Here is a 14,549-nt window from a genome sequence, read left to right as displayed (position 1 = left end):
TTTCTATGAATGATAGGTTTGAATTTTTTCAAGGAGGAGTTCTGCAATTTCCTCTTTGGTTTGAACCGTTTGAAGATGATCATTCTCAACAAAGATTGCACGATGCTGATTTGCTGAAATTTGAGTGAGGTCATTTGCAATGATTAAGTCTGCTTGGTTCTTGATAAGGCTTTTTCTAGCAATTTCTATGAGATAATCTTCAGAGACATCAACCAACAGTTTGAAACCAATCAGATGAATGGCAGGATTCCATTCTTTGATTAGAGAGATGATTTTGGGTGTTTTTTTCAGGAATAAAACCTGAACCTCGTCAGTTGAAGAAATCTTAGCTTGATGATTCTGCTTGTTTAAGAATTCTTCCAGATTGGAGCTAGCCTGAACTTCCTCAAGCCCTGTCATATAAACAGGTGTGTAGTCAGATACAGCCATAGAATGAATCAAGACTTGATAATTTTGAACACGTTTTTGCATCTCAACTAGAAGGTCGTTGGTATTATTAATTTCTCGAATGCTTAGGTTGGGATGAGCTTCTGGCTTCAGAGCTCGTTTTGTTGTTATCAAACAAACTTCATGTCCTGCCGCCAGCAAGGTCTCCGTGATGATTTTCCCCAAGCGACCCGTTGAATGGTTAGTGATAGAGCGGACGCTATCGATTGCTTCACTTGTACCGCCTGACGTAACTAAAATTTTCATAGGATTATTGTACAAAAAAAAGAAATGCAAGTCAAAGAAAGCGTTTGTTATTTTATCTAATTCTCCAGCAAGATTATAGTTTTTGGCTATAAAAACTTATAAAAAGTAAAAAAGATGACTAAAATCGGCCTTAAAACTTGATGTTTATAAACTTTAGCAAGCTTTTTGTCTGTGAAAAAACTTTTTTTGTGTTATAATGAGTTATCATATTAGATGTTAGAGGAGTTTGCTATGAAAACAGATATTGAAATCGCACAGAGTATTGAGTTGAAGCCAATCGTTGATGTTGTTGAGAAACTGGGTATTGCTTACGACGATTTGGAATTGTACGGGAAGTACAAGGCTAAGCTCAGCTTTGATAAAATTCGTGCAGTTGAGAGCAATCCAGTTGGTAAATTGATCTTGGTTACTGCCATCAATCCAACACCTGCAGGTGAAGGGAAATCAACCATTACCATTGGTCTGGCAGACGCTTTGAACAAGATTGGTAAGAAAATCATGATTGCCATCCGCGAACCGTCTCTTGGCCCAGTAATGGGGATTAAGGGAGGTGCTGCAGGAGGTGGTTATGCCCAAGTGTTGCCAATGGAAGACATCAACCTCCACTTTACCGGGGATATGCATGCCATTACAACTGCTAACAATGCTCTTTCTGCCTTGATTGACAATCACCTGCACCAAGGAAATGAGTTGGGAATTGACCAACGTCGTATTCTCTGGAAACGTGTTGTGGACTTGAACGACCGCGCACTTCGTCATGTGACCGTTGGACTTGGTGGCCCTCTAAATGGTATTCCTCGTGAGGATGGTTTCGATATTACCGTCGCTTCTGAAATCATGGCCATTCTTTGCTTGGCGACCGATATTGAAGATTTGAAACGTCGTTTGGCGAATATCGTTATCGGTTATCGTTACGACCGTACACCAGTTACTGTTGGTGATTTACAGGTTGAGGGAGCTTTAGCATTGATTTTGAAGGATGCTATTAAGCCAAATCTCGTTCAGACAATTTACGGAACGCCTGCCTTTGTACACGGTGGTCCATTTGCTAATATCGCTCATGGATGTAACTCTGTTTTGGCAACAAGTACAGCCCTTCACTTAGCTGATTACACAGTTACTGAAGCTGGTTTTGGTGCAGACCTTGGCGCTGAGAAATTCCTTGATATCAAGACGCCAAACCTGCCAACATCTCCAGATGCTGTTGTCATCGTCGCAACCCTCCGTGCCCTTAAGATGAATGGTGGTGTAGCTAAGGACGCTCTTACAGAGGAAAATGTGGAGGCGGTCCGTGCCGGTTTTGCTAACTTGAAACGCCACGTTGAGAATATCCGTAAGTTTGGTATTCCAGCAGTTGTTGCGATTAATGAATTTGTCACTGATACAGAAGCTGAAATCGCAGCCTTGAAAGAACTCTGTGCCTCAATCGATGTACCAGTTGAGTTGGCTAGTGTATGGGCTGATGGCGCAGAAGGTGGAGTAGCTCTTGCTGAAATGCTTGTCAAGACAATTGCTGAAACACCAGTTAACTATAAACGTTTGTATGACAATGACCTTTCTGTCCAAGAAAAGATTGAAAAGATTGTTACAGAGATCTACCGTGGTAGCAAAGTCAACTTTGAAAAGAAAGCTCAAACGCAAATCGCCCAAATCGTTCAAAATGGTTGGGACAAATTGCCAATCTGTATGGCTAAAACTCAGTACAGTTTCTCTGACAATCCAAATGCACTTGGAGCCCCAGAAAACTTTGAAATTACCATTCGTGAATTGGTACCAAAATTGGGTGCAGGCTTCATCGTTGCCTTAACTGGTGATGTCATGACCATGCCAGGCCTTCCAAAACGACCAGCAGCTCTCAACATGGATGTTGAAAGTGACGGAACCGTTCTAGGATTGTTCTAGTATATTGCAATTGATTTCAAATGAGTTTGGAAAAGCTATCCGAGCTCATTTTCGATTTTAGAAAGAGAAATATGTGCCAACGATTCGAACAGTAAGGGAGTCTGATATTCCAGACCTGCTTGCAATTTATGCTCCCTATGTCCTTAATACAGTCATTACATTTGAATACGAGGTGCCAAGTGTTGAAGAATTTCAAAGAAGAATCCAAAAGACCTTGCTTAAATATCCTTATCTAGTGCTAGAGGAAGAAGGTAAAATTTTGGGATATGCCTATGCTTCCACCTATTATGATAGGAGAGCTTATGATTGGTCAGTTGAAGTGTCAATTTACTTGCACCAAGAAGCCAAAGGTCGAGGGTTAGGGAGTCTACTCTATGATTGTCTGGAGGAAGAATTAGTGTCGAGGGGTTACTTACGCTTCTTAGCTTGTATCGCTTTGCCAAATGATAGGAGCATTTCTCTTCACCGAAAGAGGGGCTATGAACAAGTAGCTCATTTCCCTAAGATAGGCTATAAGTTTGAAAAATGGCATGATATCGTTTGAATGCAAAAGTCATTGACTCCTCCTGATGATATGAGAGAGTAGAATTCCACACGTAACCAGTCTAGGTAAAGATATTTTCCCTGATTTTTGATATAATAGAAACATTGACTTCAAGAGTAAGGAAGAGAAAATGAACGCATTATTGAATGGAATGAATGACCGTCAGGCTGAGGCGGTGCAAACGACAGAAGGGCCCTTGTTAATCATGGCGGGGGCTGGTTCTGGAAAGACTCGTGTTTTAACTCACAGAATCGCCTACTTGATTGATGAAAAGATGGTCAATCCTTGGAATATCTTGGCCATTACCTTTACCAATAAGTCTGCGCGTGAGATGAAGGAGCGTGCCTATGGGCTCAATCCAGCAACACAGGACTGCCTAATTGCGACCTTTCACTCCATGTGTGTTCGTATCCTACGTCGCGATGCGGATCATATTGGCTACAATCGGAACTTCACCATTATAGATCCAGGAGAGCAACGAACTCTTATGAAGCGTATTCTCAAGCAATTAAACTTGGACCCTAAAAAATGGAATGAACGAACCATTTTGGGGACTATTTCCAATGCTAAGAATGACTTGATTGATGATGTGGCTTATGCTGCCCAAGCTGGAGATATGTACACGCAAATCGTGGCCCAGTGTTACACAGCCTATCAAAAAGAGCTTCGTCAGTCTGAGTCCGTTGACTTTGATGATTTAATCATGTTGACCCTGCGTCTTTTTGATCAAAATCCTGATGTCTTGACCTACTACCAGCAGAAGTTCCAGTACATTCACGTGGATGAGTACCAAGATACCAACCATGCCCAGTACCAACTGGTCAAACTCTTAGCTTCACGCTTTAAAAACATCTGCGTAGTCGGTGATGCGGACCAGTCTATCTATGGTTGGCGTGGGGCTGATATGCAGAATATCTTGGATTTTGAGAAAGATTACCCTAACGCCAAGGTAGTTTTGTTGGAAGAAAATTACCGTTCAACTAAAACCATTCTCCAAGCGGCCAACGACGTCATCAAAAACAATAAAAACCGCCGTCCCAAGAATCTCTGGACCCAGAATGCGGATGGAGAGCAAATCGTTTATTATCGCGCAAATGACGAACAAGATGAGGCTGTTTTTGTAGCAAAAACTATCGACGAACTTGGTCGTAGTCAAAACTTCCTTCACAAAGACTTTGCAGTTCTTTATCGAACCAATGCGCAATCTCGTACTATTGAGGAAGCCCTGCTCAAGTCCAATATTCCTTATACTATGGTTGGAGGGACCAAGTTCTACAGCCGTAAGGAAATTCGCGATATTATTGCCTACCTTAATCTTATTGCTAATTTGAGTGATAATATCAGTTTTGAGCGCATTATTAACGAACCTAAACGCGGAATTGGCCCAGGAACCGTTGAGAAAATCCGCGACTTCGCTAACCTACAAGAGATGTCCATGCTAGACGCTTCAGCCAATATCATGTTATCTGGTATCAAGGGTAAGGCAGCTCAGTCTATCTGGGAGTTCGCCAATATGATTTTGGATTTGCGGGAAAAACTGGATCAATTAACTATCACCGAGTTAGTGGAAGCTGTTCTAGAAAAAACAGGTTATGTCGATAATCTTAATGCTCAGGCAACCTTAGAGAGCAAGGCTCGGGTTGAAAATATCGAGGAATTTCTTTCTGTTACCAAAAACTTTGACGACAATCCTGATAGCCAGGAAGAAGAAACTGGTTTGGACAAACTCAGTCGTTTCTTGAATGACTTAGCTTTAATCGCAGACACAGATTCAGGCAGTCAGGAGACATCAGAAGTGACCTTGATGACCTTGCACGCTGTTAAGGGACTCGAGTTTCCGGTTGTCTTTATCATTGGGATGGAGGAGAATGTCTTTCCGCTTAGCCGTGCGGCTGAAGATCCTGATGAGCTGGAAGAAGAACGCCGTTTGGCCTATGTCGGTATCACACGCGCTGAAAAAATTCTCTATCTGACCAACGCCAACTCACGCTTGCTTTTCGGTCGTACCAACTACAATCGTCCGACTCGTTTTATCAATGAAATTAGTTCGGACTTGCTTGACTATCAAGGCTTGGCTCGACCAGCGAATACTAGTTTTAAGGCTTCTTATAGCAGTGGTGGGATTGCTTTCGGTCAAGGTATGAGCTTAGCTCAGGCCCTTCAAGAACGGAAACGCAATGCCGCACCAAGCTCTATCCAGTCAAGTGGTCTCCCATTTGGACAATTTGCAGCTGAAAATAAAAATGATACGAGCGATACCAACTGGTCTATTGGGGATATTGCCCTTCACAAAAAGTGGGGTGAAGGAACAGTCCTTGAAGTGTCGGGTAGTGGCGCTACTCAGGAATTGAAAATCAATTTCCCAGAAGTGGGTCTGAAAAAACTCCTAGCTAGTGTTGCCCCAATTGAGAAAAAAATCTAATTTTCCATCCTTCTCACGAATAATAAAGTGAGGAGGATTTTTATGTACAGTATTTCATTCCAAGAAGATTCACTTTTGCCTAGAGAAAGACTGGTTAAAGAAGGAGTAGAGGCACTGAGCAATCAAGAATTGCTAGCTATACTACTCAGAACTGGAACACGTCATGCCAACGTTTTTGAAGTTGCTCAAAAAGTCTTGAATAGTCTCAACAGTCTAACTGATTTGAAAAAAATGACCCTGCAGGAATTGCAGAGTCTGTCTGGTATTGGACGGATTAAAGCCATTGAACTACAAGCAGTGATTGAACTGGGGCATCGCATTCACAAACATGAAACCCTTGAGATGGAAAGTATTCTCAGCAGTCAAAAGCTAGCTAAGAAAATGCAACAGGAACTCGGCGATAAAAAACAAGAGCACCTAGTGGCGCTCTATCTCAATACTCAAAATCAAATCATTCATCAGCAAACTATTTTTATCGGATCTGCGACACGCAGTATTGCTGAACCGAGAGAAATCCTTCACTATGCCCTCAAGCATATGGCTACCTCTGTGATTCTCGTTCACAATCATCCATCCGGTGCCGTATCTCCTAGTCGAAATGACGACCATGTCACTAAGTTAGTCAAGGAAGCTTGCGAGCTGATGGGAATCGTTTTCTTGGACCATCTGATTGTCTCGCACTCGGATTACTTTAGTTACCGTGAAAAGACGGATCTGATTTAGAGTTCATTAACAACATAGTCAAACAATGTTTTATCTTTGGGGCGATTTTCAAAGAGAAATTCAGGATGCCATTGAACACCAAGATAAGGAAAGCCGTCCGTAGTTGTCACAGCTTCAATTATTCCATCTTTAGGATCATGTGCTACAACCTTAAGATTAGGAGCTAAATCTTTAATACTCTGGTGGTGGAAGGAGTTGATATGAGATATTTCTCCATAGATCTCTCGGAGAATTGTATCAGGTTCCGTTACGAGGCGTTGGGTCGTGTATTCGGCTGAACAGTCCTGCCAATGATCCTCGATATCTTGGTGTAGCGTGCCTCCCATGGCGACATTGAAAAGTTGAGTACCCCGACAAACAGAGAAAATTGGTTTCTTCTGTTTAGTCGCTTCTCTGATAAGGGCTAATTCAAACTGGTCTCTTTGAAGATGGTAGTCATCGCTGTCAATGGTTTTAGGCTCGCCATAGTATTTTGGATCAACATTTTGCCCACCCGTTAGGATGAGCTTATCAATGATACTGATGTAATGGGTAGCCATTTCTTGATCACCAATCGGTAGGATGATTGGAATTCCGCCAGCGTCCTTGACTCCTTCAACAAAGCCCTTTGCTGCATAGCTCATCATGATATCATCATCTGGATGAGCTTTTTCATTTCCTGTAATCCCAATAACTGGTTTTTTCATAAATGCTTTCGCTTTCTAATCCTCTTTACGCATAAAATAGAGGAGGGTTTGGAGTTCGCTTGTCAAATCGACATACTGAACGACCACATCTTTTGGAAGGTGGAGGTGAACAGGGGAAAAACTGAGAATACCTTTTATACCTGCATCGACCAAAAGATTGGCGACTTCTTGTGATTTAACACTTGGAACAGTTAGGATAGCAGTTTTAACATCTGCTTCTTTGATTTTTTCTTTAATTTGAGAGATACCATAGATTGGAATTCCATCAGGTGTCTGGGTTCCAACTTCTGGATGGTCATCTAGGTCAAATGCCATGATGATTTTCATCTTGTTACGCTCATGGAAGCGATAGTGGAGAAGGGCATGCCCCATATTCCCAATTCCAACTAACATAACATTGGTAATGGAGTTGTCATTTAGGAGGTCAGCAAAAAAAGTCATCAGTTTTTTAACATCATAACCAAAACCACGACGACCTAGTTCACCAAAATAGGAAAAATCACGACGAACAGTCGCAGAATCGATACCAATAGCCTCTGCAATTTGCTTGGAGTTGGCACGTTCAATTTTTTCTGCATGAAATCTCTTGAAAATTCGATAGTAGAGAGAGAGTCTTTTTGCTGTTGCTTTTGGAATAGCAGACTGTTTATCTTTCACAAAACCACAACCTTTCTATTCTTCTATTTTATAGAAACATTGTGAAAAAATCAACAAAAACAAGAAAAAACTAAGAAAATCTTAGTTTTAGTCTTAAAAATTAGCTTGTGATAGAAAACGGTAGAGATCTCCGACCAATCCTTGATAGATAACTTTATCATCAAAGGTTAATGAGGTAACTAGGAATGTATCCGAAAGAGTTACACAACCTGATAGAGATAACATAAGCTCTTCGTAATCCTTATATTCAAGTGTACGTTCTACGTGATAGTTATCTTGATAGGTAAGTCGATACATAGCAAATTATCTTTCTTCTTTTGTGAAAATTCCGCGTTCTACAAGGCTGTCCATGAGGAAGTAGAATTTTTCTTGGTGAATATGGTGATCTTCTGATTTAAAGATATTCACCAAACGAAGGCCAGATTTGTCAGTGATGTTGAGTTTAGCACCTGTAAGGTCTTTATTGATGATGATTTTTAGGTTGAAGCCTTCACCGCTGTTAGGTACTTTCTCAAGCAGACGAGTTAGTTCGAAGTTTCCAACTTTTGTTTCAAAGAAAGTATTGTCTTTGAGCGTGAATTTTTTGACAGATGGGCTAAGTGTGTAGTCGTAGCGGCAGTTTTGTAGTTTAATGGTTTTTTCGAATGCCATTAGATTAATCTCCAATAATATTTTTTAAGGTTTGTGCGAGTTGTATCAGTTCTTCCTCAGTGTTAAAGGGAGAGAGACTGATACGGACAGATTCTTTCAAACGATGTGAATCTGGTCCATAAAGAGCTCCAAGCACATGACTGGTTTGCACGACACCAGCAGTACAAGCCGAACCGGTAGAAATTGAAATTCCTTCAAGGTCTAACCGTAGCAAGAGCAAATCATTTTTTTGACCAGGAAAGCCAATGTTGATAACATAAGGAAGCTGGTGTTGGCTTTCGCTGAGATAGTATTCTAGATCTGCAATCTCATCTAGAAAAGCAGATTTTAATCCCTCTAGTTTTTGGTAATGTTCAGCTTGCTGCTCTAAGTCCTCTTTAAGAGCGGCGACCATGCCTACAATGGCAGCGAGATTTTCTGTTCCAGCCCGTTTCTTTTGTTCTTGGTCTCCACCGTGAAGGTAGGAATCAAAGTCCGCGGAAGAAGCATAAAGAAAGCCGACTCCTTTTGGCCCATGGAATTTGTGGGCAGAAGCGCTAAGGAAATCAATTCCTAATTCTTCTGGATGGATAGGGATTTTTCCGATAGCTTGAACAGCATCAACATGATAAGCAGCAGGATGTTCTTTTAAAACCTGTCCAATCTCAGCGATAGGTAAGAGACTACCTGTTTCATTATTGGCATACATGGTAGAAACGAGGATGGTATCGTCACGTAAAGCTTCTTGAATCTGCTGCGCCGTAATCTCTTGATTTACTGGTTGGATGATGGTAGCTTCAAAGCCAAAATGTTGAACCAGATAATCAATGGTTTCAAGGACAGAATGGTGTTCAATAGCTGTGGTGATGATGTGTTTGCCACGTTCTTGATGACGGAGACAATAGCCGATAATGGCTGTATTGTTACTCTCTGTTCCCCCAGATGTGAAAAAGATTCGTTGTGGCTTGGTTCCTAGTAAGTGAGCTAACTCCTGACGGGCTTCACGGAGTAGTTTACCAGCATGGCGACCATGACTGTGAATACTTGAAGGATTCCCATGGGTTTCTTGCATGACCTTGGTCATTTCTGCGAGAGCTACTGCTGACATTGGAGTAGTAGCAGCATTGTCCAAATAGATCAAAGAATCACCTTATTCCTTTCTATTATATGCAAAGAGTGGGCTAACTGGTTTTCTTTCGTGGATACGGACGATGGCATCACCAATCAATTCGCTAGCGGTGATATAACATACATTTTCTGGAGTTCTTTCTTTGGTTGCTACAGAGTCTGTCACAAGGATTTCTTTAATGTTAGTCGCGTCTAGAAGTTCAGCAGCTCCTTCTACAAAGAGTCCGTGACTAGATACGGCATAGATCTCAGTAGCACCTCCGTGTTCGACTATTTTTGCTGCTTCTGAGAAAGTACGTCCAGTATTTAGGATATCATCAATCAAAATGGCCTTCTTGCCTTCAACATCACCGATGATATAGCCTTGGCTACGCTCTGAATCGTCTTGAGCATAGTCGATGATTGCGATTGGTGCATCTAAATATTCAGCTAAGCTACGGGCACGTTTGACACCAGAGTTTTTTGGACTAACAACAACGACATCTGATCCCAGCAACCCTTTATCGCTGTAGTGTTTAGCAAAGAGAGGAATTGTATAGAGGTTATCTACTGGAATGTCAAAGAAACCTTGAACCTGAACAGCGTGGAGGTCAAGTGTTAGAACACGACTTACACCAGCCTTGACAAGCATATTTGCAACCAGTTTTGCAGTGAGGGGTTCGCGAGAAGAAGCGATACGATCCTGACGAGCATAACCAAAGTAAGGAAGGACAACGTTGATACTATGAGCACTTGCACGTACACAAGCATCAACCATGATTAATAACTCCATCAAGTGGTTGCTAACGGGGTAGCTGGTTGATTGGATGATGTAGACATCGTAACCACGGACACTCTCTTCAATGTTGACCTGGATTTCACCATCAGAAAATTGGCGAGAAGATAATTTTCCGAGAGGTACCCCAACTGTTTCCGCGATTTTTTGTGCAATTTCATGATTGGAATTAAGTGCAAAAAGTTTCATGTTGTTTCTATCTGACATTATAGACCGTCCTCTGTAAACTCTAAATATTTTATCTTCATTATTTTACCAAAAAATGGAGATTATTTCAGCATTTTTTCATGCTTTTAATAAAACGAATTAATTTTGAAGGAGCTTTTTGGTAAGTAATACCATTTTCTGAAAGAAATTGCTGAAAATCTCGTTTTCCTTCCTCGTGATCGGTGACTTCTAGCTCCAGTTCGTAGTCTGTATGATCAAAGTAGTGACTTTCATCTAGTGCCATTAGACCAATCGACGTTTCCATTTCGTAACGAAGGGTTGAAAGGCAACCTAGAATAAGCCAATCATGACTTTCAATGCCAATCTTAGTGAGCTTCTCTAGAACGAGTCCTTGAGGAAGTATTTGTTTTTCTAGGTAAGATTCAGCCTCTGGAAGATTCAGTTTCTGATTGTATTCCATATTTCCTACAGTTTGTGGCACTTTCAAGGTCAACTCCGCCCAATCTGAAAAGATGCGAATGCGCATGGCAACCTTTTTTTCACGCAATTGGAAATCAGGTGTATCAATGTAGTAGTTTTTCTGTAGGACGGGTTGGATATGGGAAAACTGTTCTTTTAAATGATCGTAATCCTCTTTTTTCAGTAGTGTTTTCAGTTCAATTTCTAAATGTTTCATTTTTTTAACCTTTTCTATATCTTTGAAAGCGATTTATGGTATAATGTACAATGTATTTATTGTATACGAATGTACTGAAAAAATCAAAGATTTTCGACAGGGCAATCAAACATTACAAGGGAGAAAATATGACCATAGAATGGGAAGAATTTTTAGATCCTTACATTCAAGCTGTTGGTGAATTGAAGATTAAGCTTCGTGGAATTCGAAAACAATATCGTAAACAAAACAAGCACTCTCCGATTGAGTTTGTTACTGGACGGGTGAAGCCGATTGAAAGTATCAAAGAAAAAATGGCTCGTCGAGGAATTACTTATGCAACTCTGGAAAATGACCTGCAAGATATCGCAGGGCTGCGTGTCATGGTTCAATTTGTAGATGATGTTCAGGAGGTTGTTGCAATTTTACGCAAACGCCATGATATGAGAGTCGTTCAGGAACGGGATTATATCACCCATCGGAAGGCTTCGGGCTATCGCTCCTATCATGTGGTGGTAGAGTATACAGTTGACACCATCAGTGGTGTCAAGACGATTCTGGCTGAAATTCAAATCCGGACCTTGGCTATGAATTTCTGGGCTACCATTGAGCATTCGCTCAATTATAAGTATCAGGGGGATTTCCCAGAAGAAATCAAAAAAAGACTAGAAATCACGGCCAAAATTGCTCATCAACTAGATGAAGAAATGGGGAAGATTCGAGATGACATTCAGGAAGCGCAGGCTCTCTTTGATCCTTTGAGTAGAAAACTAAACGACGGTGTAGGAAATAGTGACGATACAGATGAAGAATACAGGTAAACGAGTTGACCTCATAGCTAATAGAAAGCCACAGAGTCAGAAAGTTTTACATAAACTGAGAGAAAAACTCAAAAAACAGCATTTTATAATTAATGATACCAATCCCGACATCGTTATTTCGATTGGCGGGGATGGGATGCTTTTGTCTGCCTTTCATAAGTATGAGAATCAGTTAGATAAAGTTCGATTTATTGGCGTACATACAGGACACTTGGGATTTTATACAGATTATCGCGATTTTGAGTTGGATCAGTTGGTTACCAATCTCCTACTAGATACTGGAGCCAAAGTTTCCTATCCTGTTTTGAATGTCAAGGTAACGCTTGAAAATGGAGAAGTGAAAATCTTCCGGGCCTTAAATGAAGCGAGTATCCGTCGATCAGACCGGACCATGGTTGCGGATATCATCATTAACCATGTTCCGTTCGAGCGATTTCGTGGAGATGGAGTGACTGTTTCAACGCCGACGGGAAGCACTGCCTATAACAAGTCCTTGGGGGGAGCTGTTTTACACCCTACTATTGAAGCCTTGCAACTGACAGAAATAGCGAGTCTTAATAACCGAGTTTATCGCACTCTGGGATCATCAATCATTATTCCCAAAAAAGATAAGATTGAACTCTTACCGACTCGTAATGACTATCACACGTTATCGGTTGACAATAGTATCTATTCCTTCCGTAATATCGAACGGGTTGAGTATCAAATCGACCATCATAAGATTCACTTCGTAGCGACTCCAAGTCACACTAGTTTCTGGAATCGTGTCAAAGATGCCTTCATCGGCGAGGTGGACGAATGAGGTTTGAATTTATCGCAGATGAACATGTCAAAGTCAAAACCTTTCTTAAGAAACACGAGGTTTCTAAAGGACTGTTGGCTAAGATAAAGTTTCGAGGTGGGGCTATCTTGGTCAATGATCAACCTCAAAATGCGACTTATCTCTTAGATGTTGGAGACAGGGTTATCATTGATATTCCAGCAGAGGAAGGCTTTGAAACTCTTGAAGCCATTGATCGTCCTCTAGATATCTTGTATGAGGATGACCATTTTCTGGTTTTAAATAAGCCTTATGGAGTAGCATCCATCCCAAGTGTCAATCACTCCAATACCATTGCCAATTTTATCAAGGGCTACTATGTCAAGCAAAATTATGAAAACCAGCAAGTTCACATCGTGACTAGGCTAGATAGAGATACATCTGGTTTGATGCTTTTTGCCAAGCACGGCTACGCTCATGCACGTTTAGACAAGCAACTGCAACGAAAGTCTATCGAGAAACGCTACTTTGCTTTGGTTAAAGGAGCTGGTGTCTTGGAGACTGAAGGGGAGATTATCGCCCCGATTGCGCGTGATGAAGATTCCATTATCACGAGACGAGTTGCCAAGGGTGGGAAATACGCCCATACATCATATAAAGTTGTAGCTTCTTACGGAAATATTCACTTGGTCGATATTCAACTGCATACTGGACGAACTCATCAGATCCGAGTGCATTTTTCTCACATCGGTTTTCCTCTTTTAGGAGACGATCTCTATGGAGGAAGCTTAGACGACGGCATTCAGCGTCAGGCCTTGCATTGTCATTATTTATCTTTTTATCATCCCTTTCTAGAGCACGATTTGCAACTAGAAAGCCCCTTACCGGATGATTTCAGCAATCTTATTACTCAGTTATCAACTAATACTCTTTAAAATCTATTTGGAGTATAATTTATTTTCTTAAAGGAGAAAACTCATGGAAGTTTTTGAAAATCTCAAAGCCAACCTAGTTGGCAAAAATGCTCGTATTGTTCTCCCTGAAGGGGAAGAACCTCGTATTCTTCAGGCAACAAAACGCTTGGTAAAAGAAACAGAAGTTGTTCCTGTTTTGCTTGGGAACCCAGAAAAAATCAAAATTTATCTTGAAATCGAAGGGATCATGGATGGTTATGAAGTAATTGATCCCCAACACTATCCTCAATTCGAAGAAATGGTTGCTGCCTTAGTAGAGCGTCGTAAGGGCAAAATGACTGAAGAAGAAGCGCGTAAAGTTTTGGTTGAAGATGTCAACTACTTTGGTGTGATGCTAGTATACTTGGGATTGGTTGACGGTATGGTGTCAGGAGCTATTCACTCAACTGCCTCAACAGTTCGCCCAGCCCTACAAATCATTAAAACTCGTCCAAACGTTACTCGTACGTCAGGTGCCTTCCTCATGGTTCGTGGTACGGAACGTTACCTATTTGGTGACTGTGCCATTAATATCAATCCAGATGCGGAAGCCTTGGCTGAGATTGCTATCAACTCAGCTATTACAGCTAAAATGTTTGGCATCGAACCTAAAATTGCAATGTTGAGCTACTCTACTAAAGGCTCAGGTTTTGGTGATAGTGTTGATAAAGTTGTTGAAGCAACAAAAATTGCACACGATTTGCGTCCTGACCTTGAAATCGATGGAGAATTGCAATTTGATGCGGCCTTCCACCCTGAAACTGCAGCATTGAAAGCTCCAGGAAGTAACGTTGCTGGGCAAGCAACTGTCTTTATCTTCCCTGGTATCGAAGCGGGGAATATTGGCTATAAGATTGCAGAACGTCTCGGTGGTTTTGCGGCTGTAGGTCCTGTATTGCAAGGTTTGAACAAACCTGTTAACGACCTTTCTCGTGGATGTAATGCAGATGATGTGTACAAGTTGACCCTTATCACAGCAGCTCAAGCAGTTCATCAATAAGATTTAGTCCTCTTTCCCATGGGAAGAGGCTT

General features: G+C 41.3%; 16 protein-coding genes. 8 read left to right on the top strand and 8 right to left on the bottom strand.

What is annotated here, in order from left to right:
- Positions 1–3: 3 nt before the first annotated feature.
- On the bottom strand, positions 4–693 hold the full coding sequence (gene coaB, locus PG086_RS05105) for a phosphopantothenate--cysteine ligase (protein WP_084850904.1): 690 nt from the start codon (positions 691–693) through the stop codon (positions 4–6).
- Between the two features lie 231 nt (positions 694–924).
- Between coaB and PG086_RS05100 the strand changes: the two genes are divergently transcribed.
- The 4 genes from PG086_RS05100 to radC all read left to right on the top strand — a co-directional run bounded on the left by PG086_RS05100 (position 925) and on the right by radC (position 6,284).
- On the top strand, positions 925–2,595 hold the full coding sequence (locus PG086_RS05100) for a formate--tetrahydrofolate ligase (RefSeq protein ID WP_270747997.1): 1,671 nt from the start codon (positions 925–927) through the stop codon (positions 2,593–2,595).
- Positions 2,596–2,668: 73 nt separating this feature from the next.
- Positions 2,669–3,139, top strand: coding sequence for a GNAT family N-acetyltransferase (locus tag PG086_RS05095; protein ID WP_270747996.1), 471 nt, complete (start codon positions 2,669–2,671; stop codon positions 3,137–3,139).
- 130 nt (positions 3,140–3,269) lie between these two features.
- Positions 3,270–5,561 (top strand): DNA helicase PcrA, encoded by a 2,292-nt coding sequence (gene pcrA, locus PG086_RS05090; protein ID WP_270747995.1) that lies wholly within the window; start codon positions 3,270–3,272, stop codon positions 5,559–5,561.
- Between the two features lie 42 nt (positions 5,562–5,603).
- Entirely contained in the window at positions 5,604–6,284 is a 681-nt protein-coding gene (radC, locus tag PG086_RS05085) for a RadC family protein (protein WP_033606399.1), read from the top strand.
- Here radC and PG086_RS05080 read toward each other — a convergent pair.
- The 7 genes from PG086_RS05080 to PG086_RS05050 all read right to left on the bottom strand — a co-directional run bounded on the left by PG086_RS05080 (position 6,281) and on the right by PG086_RS05050 (position 11,004).
- Positions 6,281–6,970, bottom strand: a complete 690-nt coding sequence (locus PG086_RS05080) for a gamma-glutamyl-gamma-aminobutyrate hydrolase family protein (protein ID WP_268723953.1) — start codon at positions 6,968–6,970, stop codon at positions 6,281–6,283. The genes radC and PG086_RS05080 overlap by 4 nt on opposite strands.
- 15 nt (positions 6,971–6,985) lie before the next feature.
- On the bottom strand, positions 6,986–7,627 hold the full coding sequence (locus PG086_RS05075) for a redox-sensing transcriptional repressor Rex (protein ID WP_000653419.1): 642 nt from the start codon (positions 7,625–7,627) through the stop codon (positions 6,986–6,988).
- A gap of 93 nt (positions 7,628–7,720) precedes the next feature.
- Entirely contained in the window at positions 7,721–7,924 is a 204-nt protein-coding gene (locus PG086_RS05070; RefSeq protein WP_270747993.1) for a DUF4649 family protein, read from the bottom strand.
- Positions 7,925–7,930: 6 nt separating this feature from the next.
- A complete protein-coding gene (locus PG086_RS05065; RefSeq protein ID WP_000863519.1) occupies positions 7,931–8,278 on the bottom strand; it encodes a DUF1831 domain-containing protein in 348 nt (115 codons plus the stop codon).
- A gap of 4 nt (positions 8,279–8,282) precedes the next feature.
- The gene (locus PG086_RS05060; protein ID WP_270747992.1) at positions 8,283–9,398 is read right to left on the bottom strand and encodes a cysteine desulfurase family protein; all 1,116 of its coding nucleotides are present in this window, start codon (positions 9,396–9,398) and stop codon (positions 8,283–8,285) included.
- Between the two features lie 9 nt (positions 9,399–9,407).
- On the bottom strand, positions 9,408–10,367 hold the full coding sequence (locus tag PG086_RS05055; protein ID WP_167265559.1) for a ribose-phosphate diphosphokinase: 960 nt from the start codon (positions 10,365–10,367) through the stop codon (positions 9,408–9,410).
- Between the two features lie 67 nt (positions 10,368–10,434).
- A complete protein-coding gene (locus PG086_RS05050) occupies positions 10,435–11,004 on the bottom strand; it encodes a CYTH domain-containing protein (protein WP_167265561.1) in 570 nt (189 codons plus the stop codon).
- A gap of 128 nt (positions 11,005–11,132) precedes the next feature.
- Here PG086_RS05050 and PG086_RS05045 point away from each other — a divergent pair, with 128 nt between their 5' ends.
- From PG086_RS05045 to pta, 4 genes are read left to right on the top strand one after another with little or no spacing between them, the layout of a single operon-like run.
- The gene (locus tag PG086_RS05045) at positions 11,133–11,804 is read left to right on the top strand and encodes a GTP pyrophosphokinase (RefSeq protein WP_167265563.1); all 672 of its coding nucleotides are present in this window, start codon (positions 11,133–11,135) and stop codon (positions 11,802–11,804) included.
- The gene (locus tag PG086_RS05040) at positions 11,788–12,606 is read left to right on the top strand and encodes an NAD kinase (protein WP_167265564.1); all 819 of its coding nucleotides are present in this window, start codon (positions 11,788–11,790) and stop codon (positions 12,604–12,606) included. The genes PG086_RS05045 and PG086_RS05040 overlap by 17 nt, the downstream gene beginning before the upstream one ends.
- A complete protein-coding gene (locus PG086_RS05035; protein WP_167265566.1) occupies positions 12,603–13,499 on the top strand; it encodes an RluA family pseudouridine synthase in 897 nt (298 codons plus the stop codon). The genes PG086_RS05040 and PG086_RS05035 overlap by 4 nt, the downstream gene beginning before the upstream one ends.
- Before the next feature lie 43 nt (positions 13,500–13,542).
- Positions 13,543–14,517 carry a phosphate acetyltransferase gene (pta, locus tag PG086_RS05030; protein WP_000451563.1) on the top strand — a complete coding sequence of 325 codons (975 nt, stop codon included), beginning with the start codon at positions 13,543–13,545 and terminating at the stop codon, positions 14,515–14,517.
- The last annotated feature ends 32 nt before the right edge of the window (positions 14,518–14,549 follow it).

Origin of the sequence: Streptococcus halitosis (assembly GCF_027691175.1) — a bacterium.
GTDB lineage: Bacteria > Bacillota > Bacilli > Lactobacillales > Streptococcaceae > Streptococcus > Streptococcus halitosis_A.
This window is presented reverse-complemented; position numbering and strand designations above follow the sequence as displayed.

What these genes read in the sequence shown, in the direction of transcription:
- coaB (WP_084850904.1), bottom strand. Translation starts at nt 693, where the DNA reads ATGAAAATTTTAGTTACGTCAGGCGGTACAAGTGAAGCAATCGATAGC.
- PG086_RS05100 (WP_270747997.1), top strand. Translation starts at nt 925, where the DNA reads ATGAAAACAGATATTGAAATCGCACAGAGTATTGAGTTGAAGCCAATC.
- pcrA (WP_270747995.1), top strand. Translation starts at nt 3,270, where the DNA reads ATGAACGCATTATTGAATGGAATGAATGACCGTCAGGCTGAGGCGGTG.
- radC (WP_033606399.1), top strand. Translation starts at nt 5,604, where the DNA reads ATGTACAGTATTTCATTCCAAGAAGATTCACTTTTGCCTAGAGAAAGA.
- PG086_RS05080 (WP_268723953.1), bottom strand. Translation starts at nt 6,970, where the DNA reads ATGAAAAAACCAGTTATTGGGATTACAGGAAATGAAAAAGCTCATCCA.
- PG086_RS05070 (WP_270747993.1), bottom strand. Translation starts at nt 7,924, where the DNA reads ATGTATCGACTTACCTATCAAGATAACTATCACGTAGAACGTACACTT.
- PG086_RS05065 (WP_000863519.1), bottom strand. Translation starts at nt 8,278, where the DNA reads ATGGCATTCGAAAAAACCATTAAACTACAAAACTGCCGCTACGACTAC.
- PG086_RS05055 (WP_167265559.1), bottom strand. Translation starts at nt 10,367, where the DNA reads ATGTCAGATAGAAACAACATGAAACTTTTTGCACTTAATTCCAATCAT.
- PG086_RS05050 (WP_167265561.1), bottom strand. Translation starts at nt 11,004, where the DNA reads ATGAAACATTTAGAAATTGAACTGAAAACACTACTGAAAAAAGAGGAT.
- PG086_RS05045 (WP_167265563.1), top strand. Translation starts at nt 11,133, where the DNA reads ATGACCATAGAATGGGAAGAATTTTTAGATCCTTACATTCAAGCTGTT.
- PG086_RS05040 (WP_167265564.1), top strand. Translation starts at nt 11,788, where the DNA reads ATGAAGAATACAGGTAAACGAGTTGACCTCATAGCTAATAGAAAGCCA.
- PG086_RS05035 (WP_167265566.1), top strand. Translation starts at nt 12,603, where the DNA reads ATGAGGTTTGAATTTATCGCAGATGAACATGTCAAAGTCAAAACCTTT.
- pta (WP_000451563.1), top strand. Translation starts at nt 13,543, where the DNA reads ATGGAAGTTTTTGAAAATCTCAAAGCCAACCTAGTTGGCAAAAATGCT.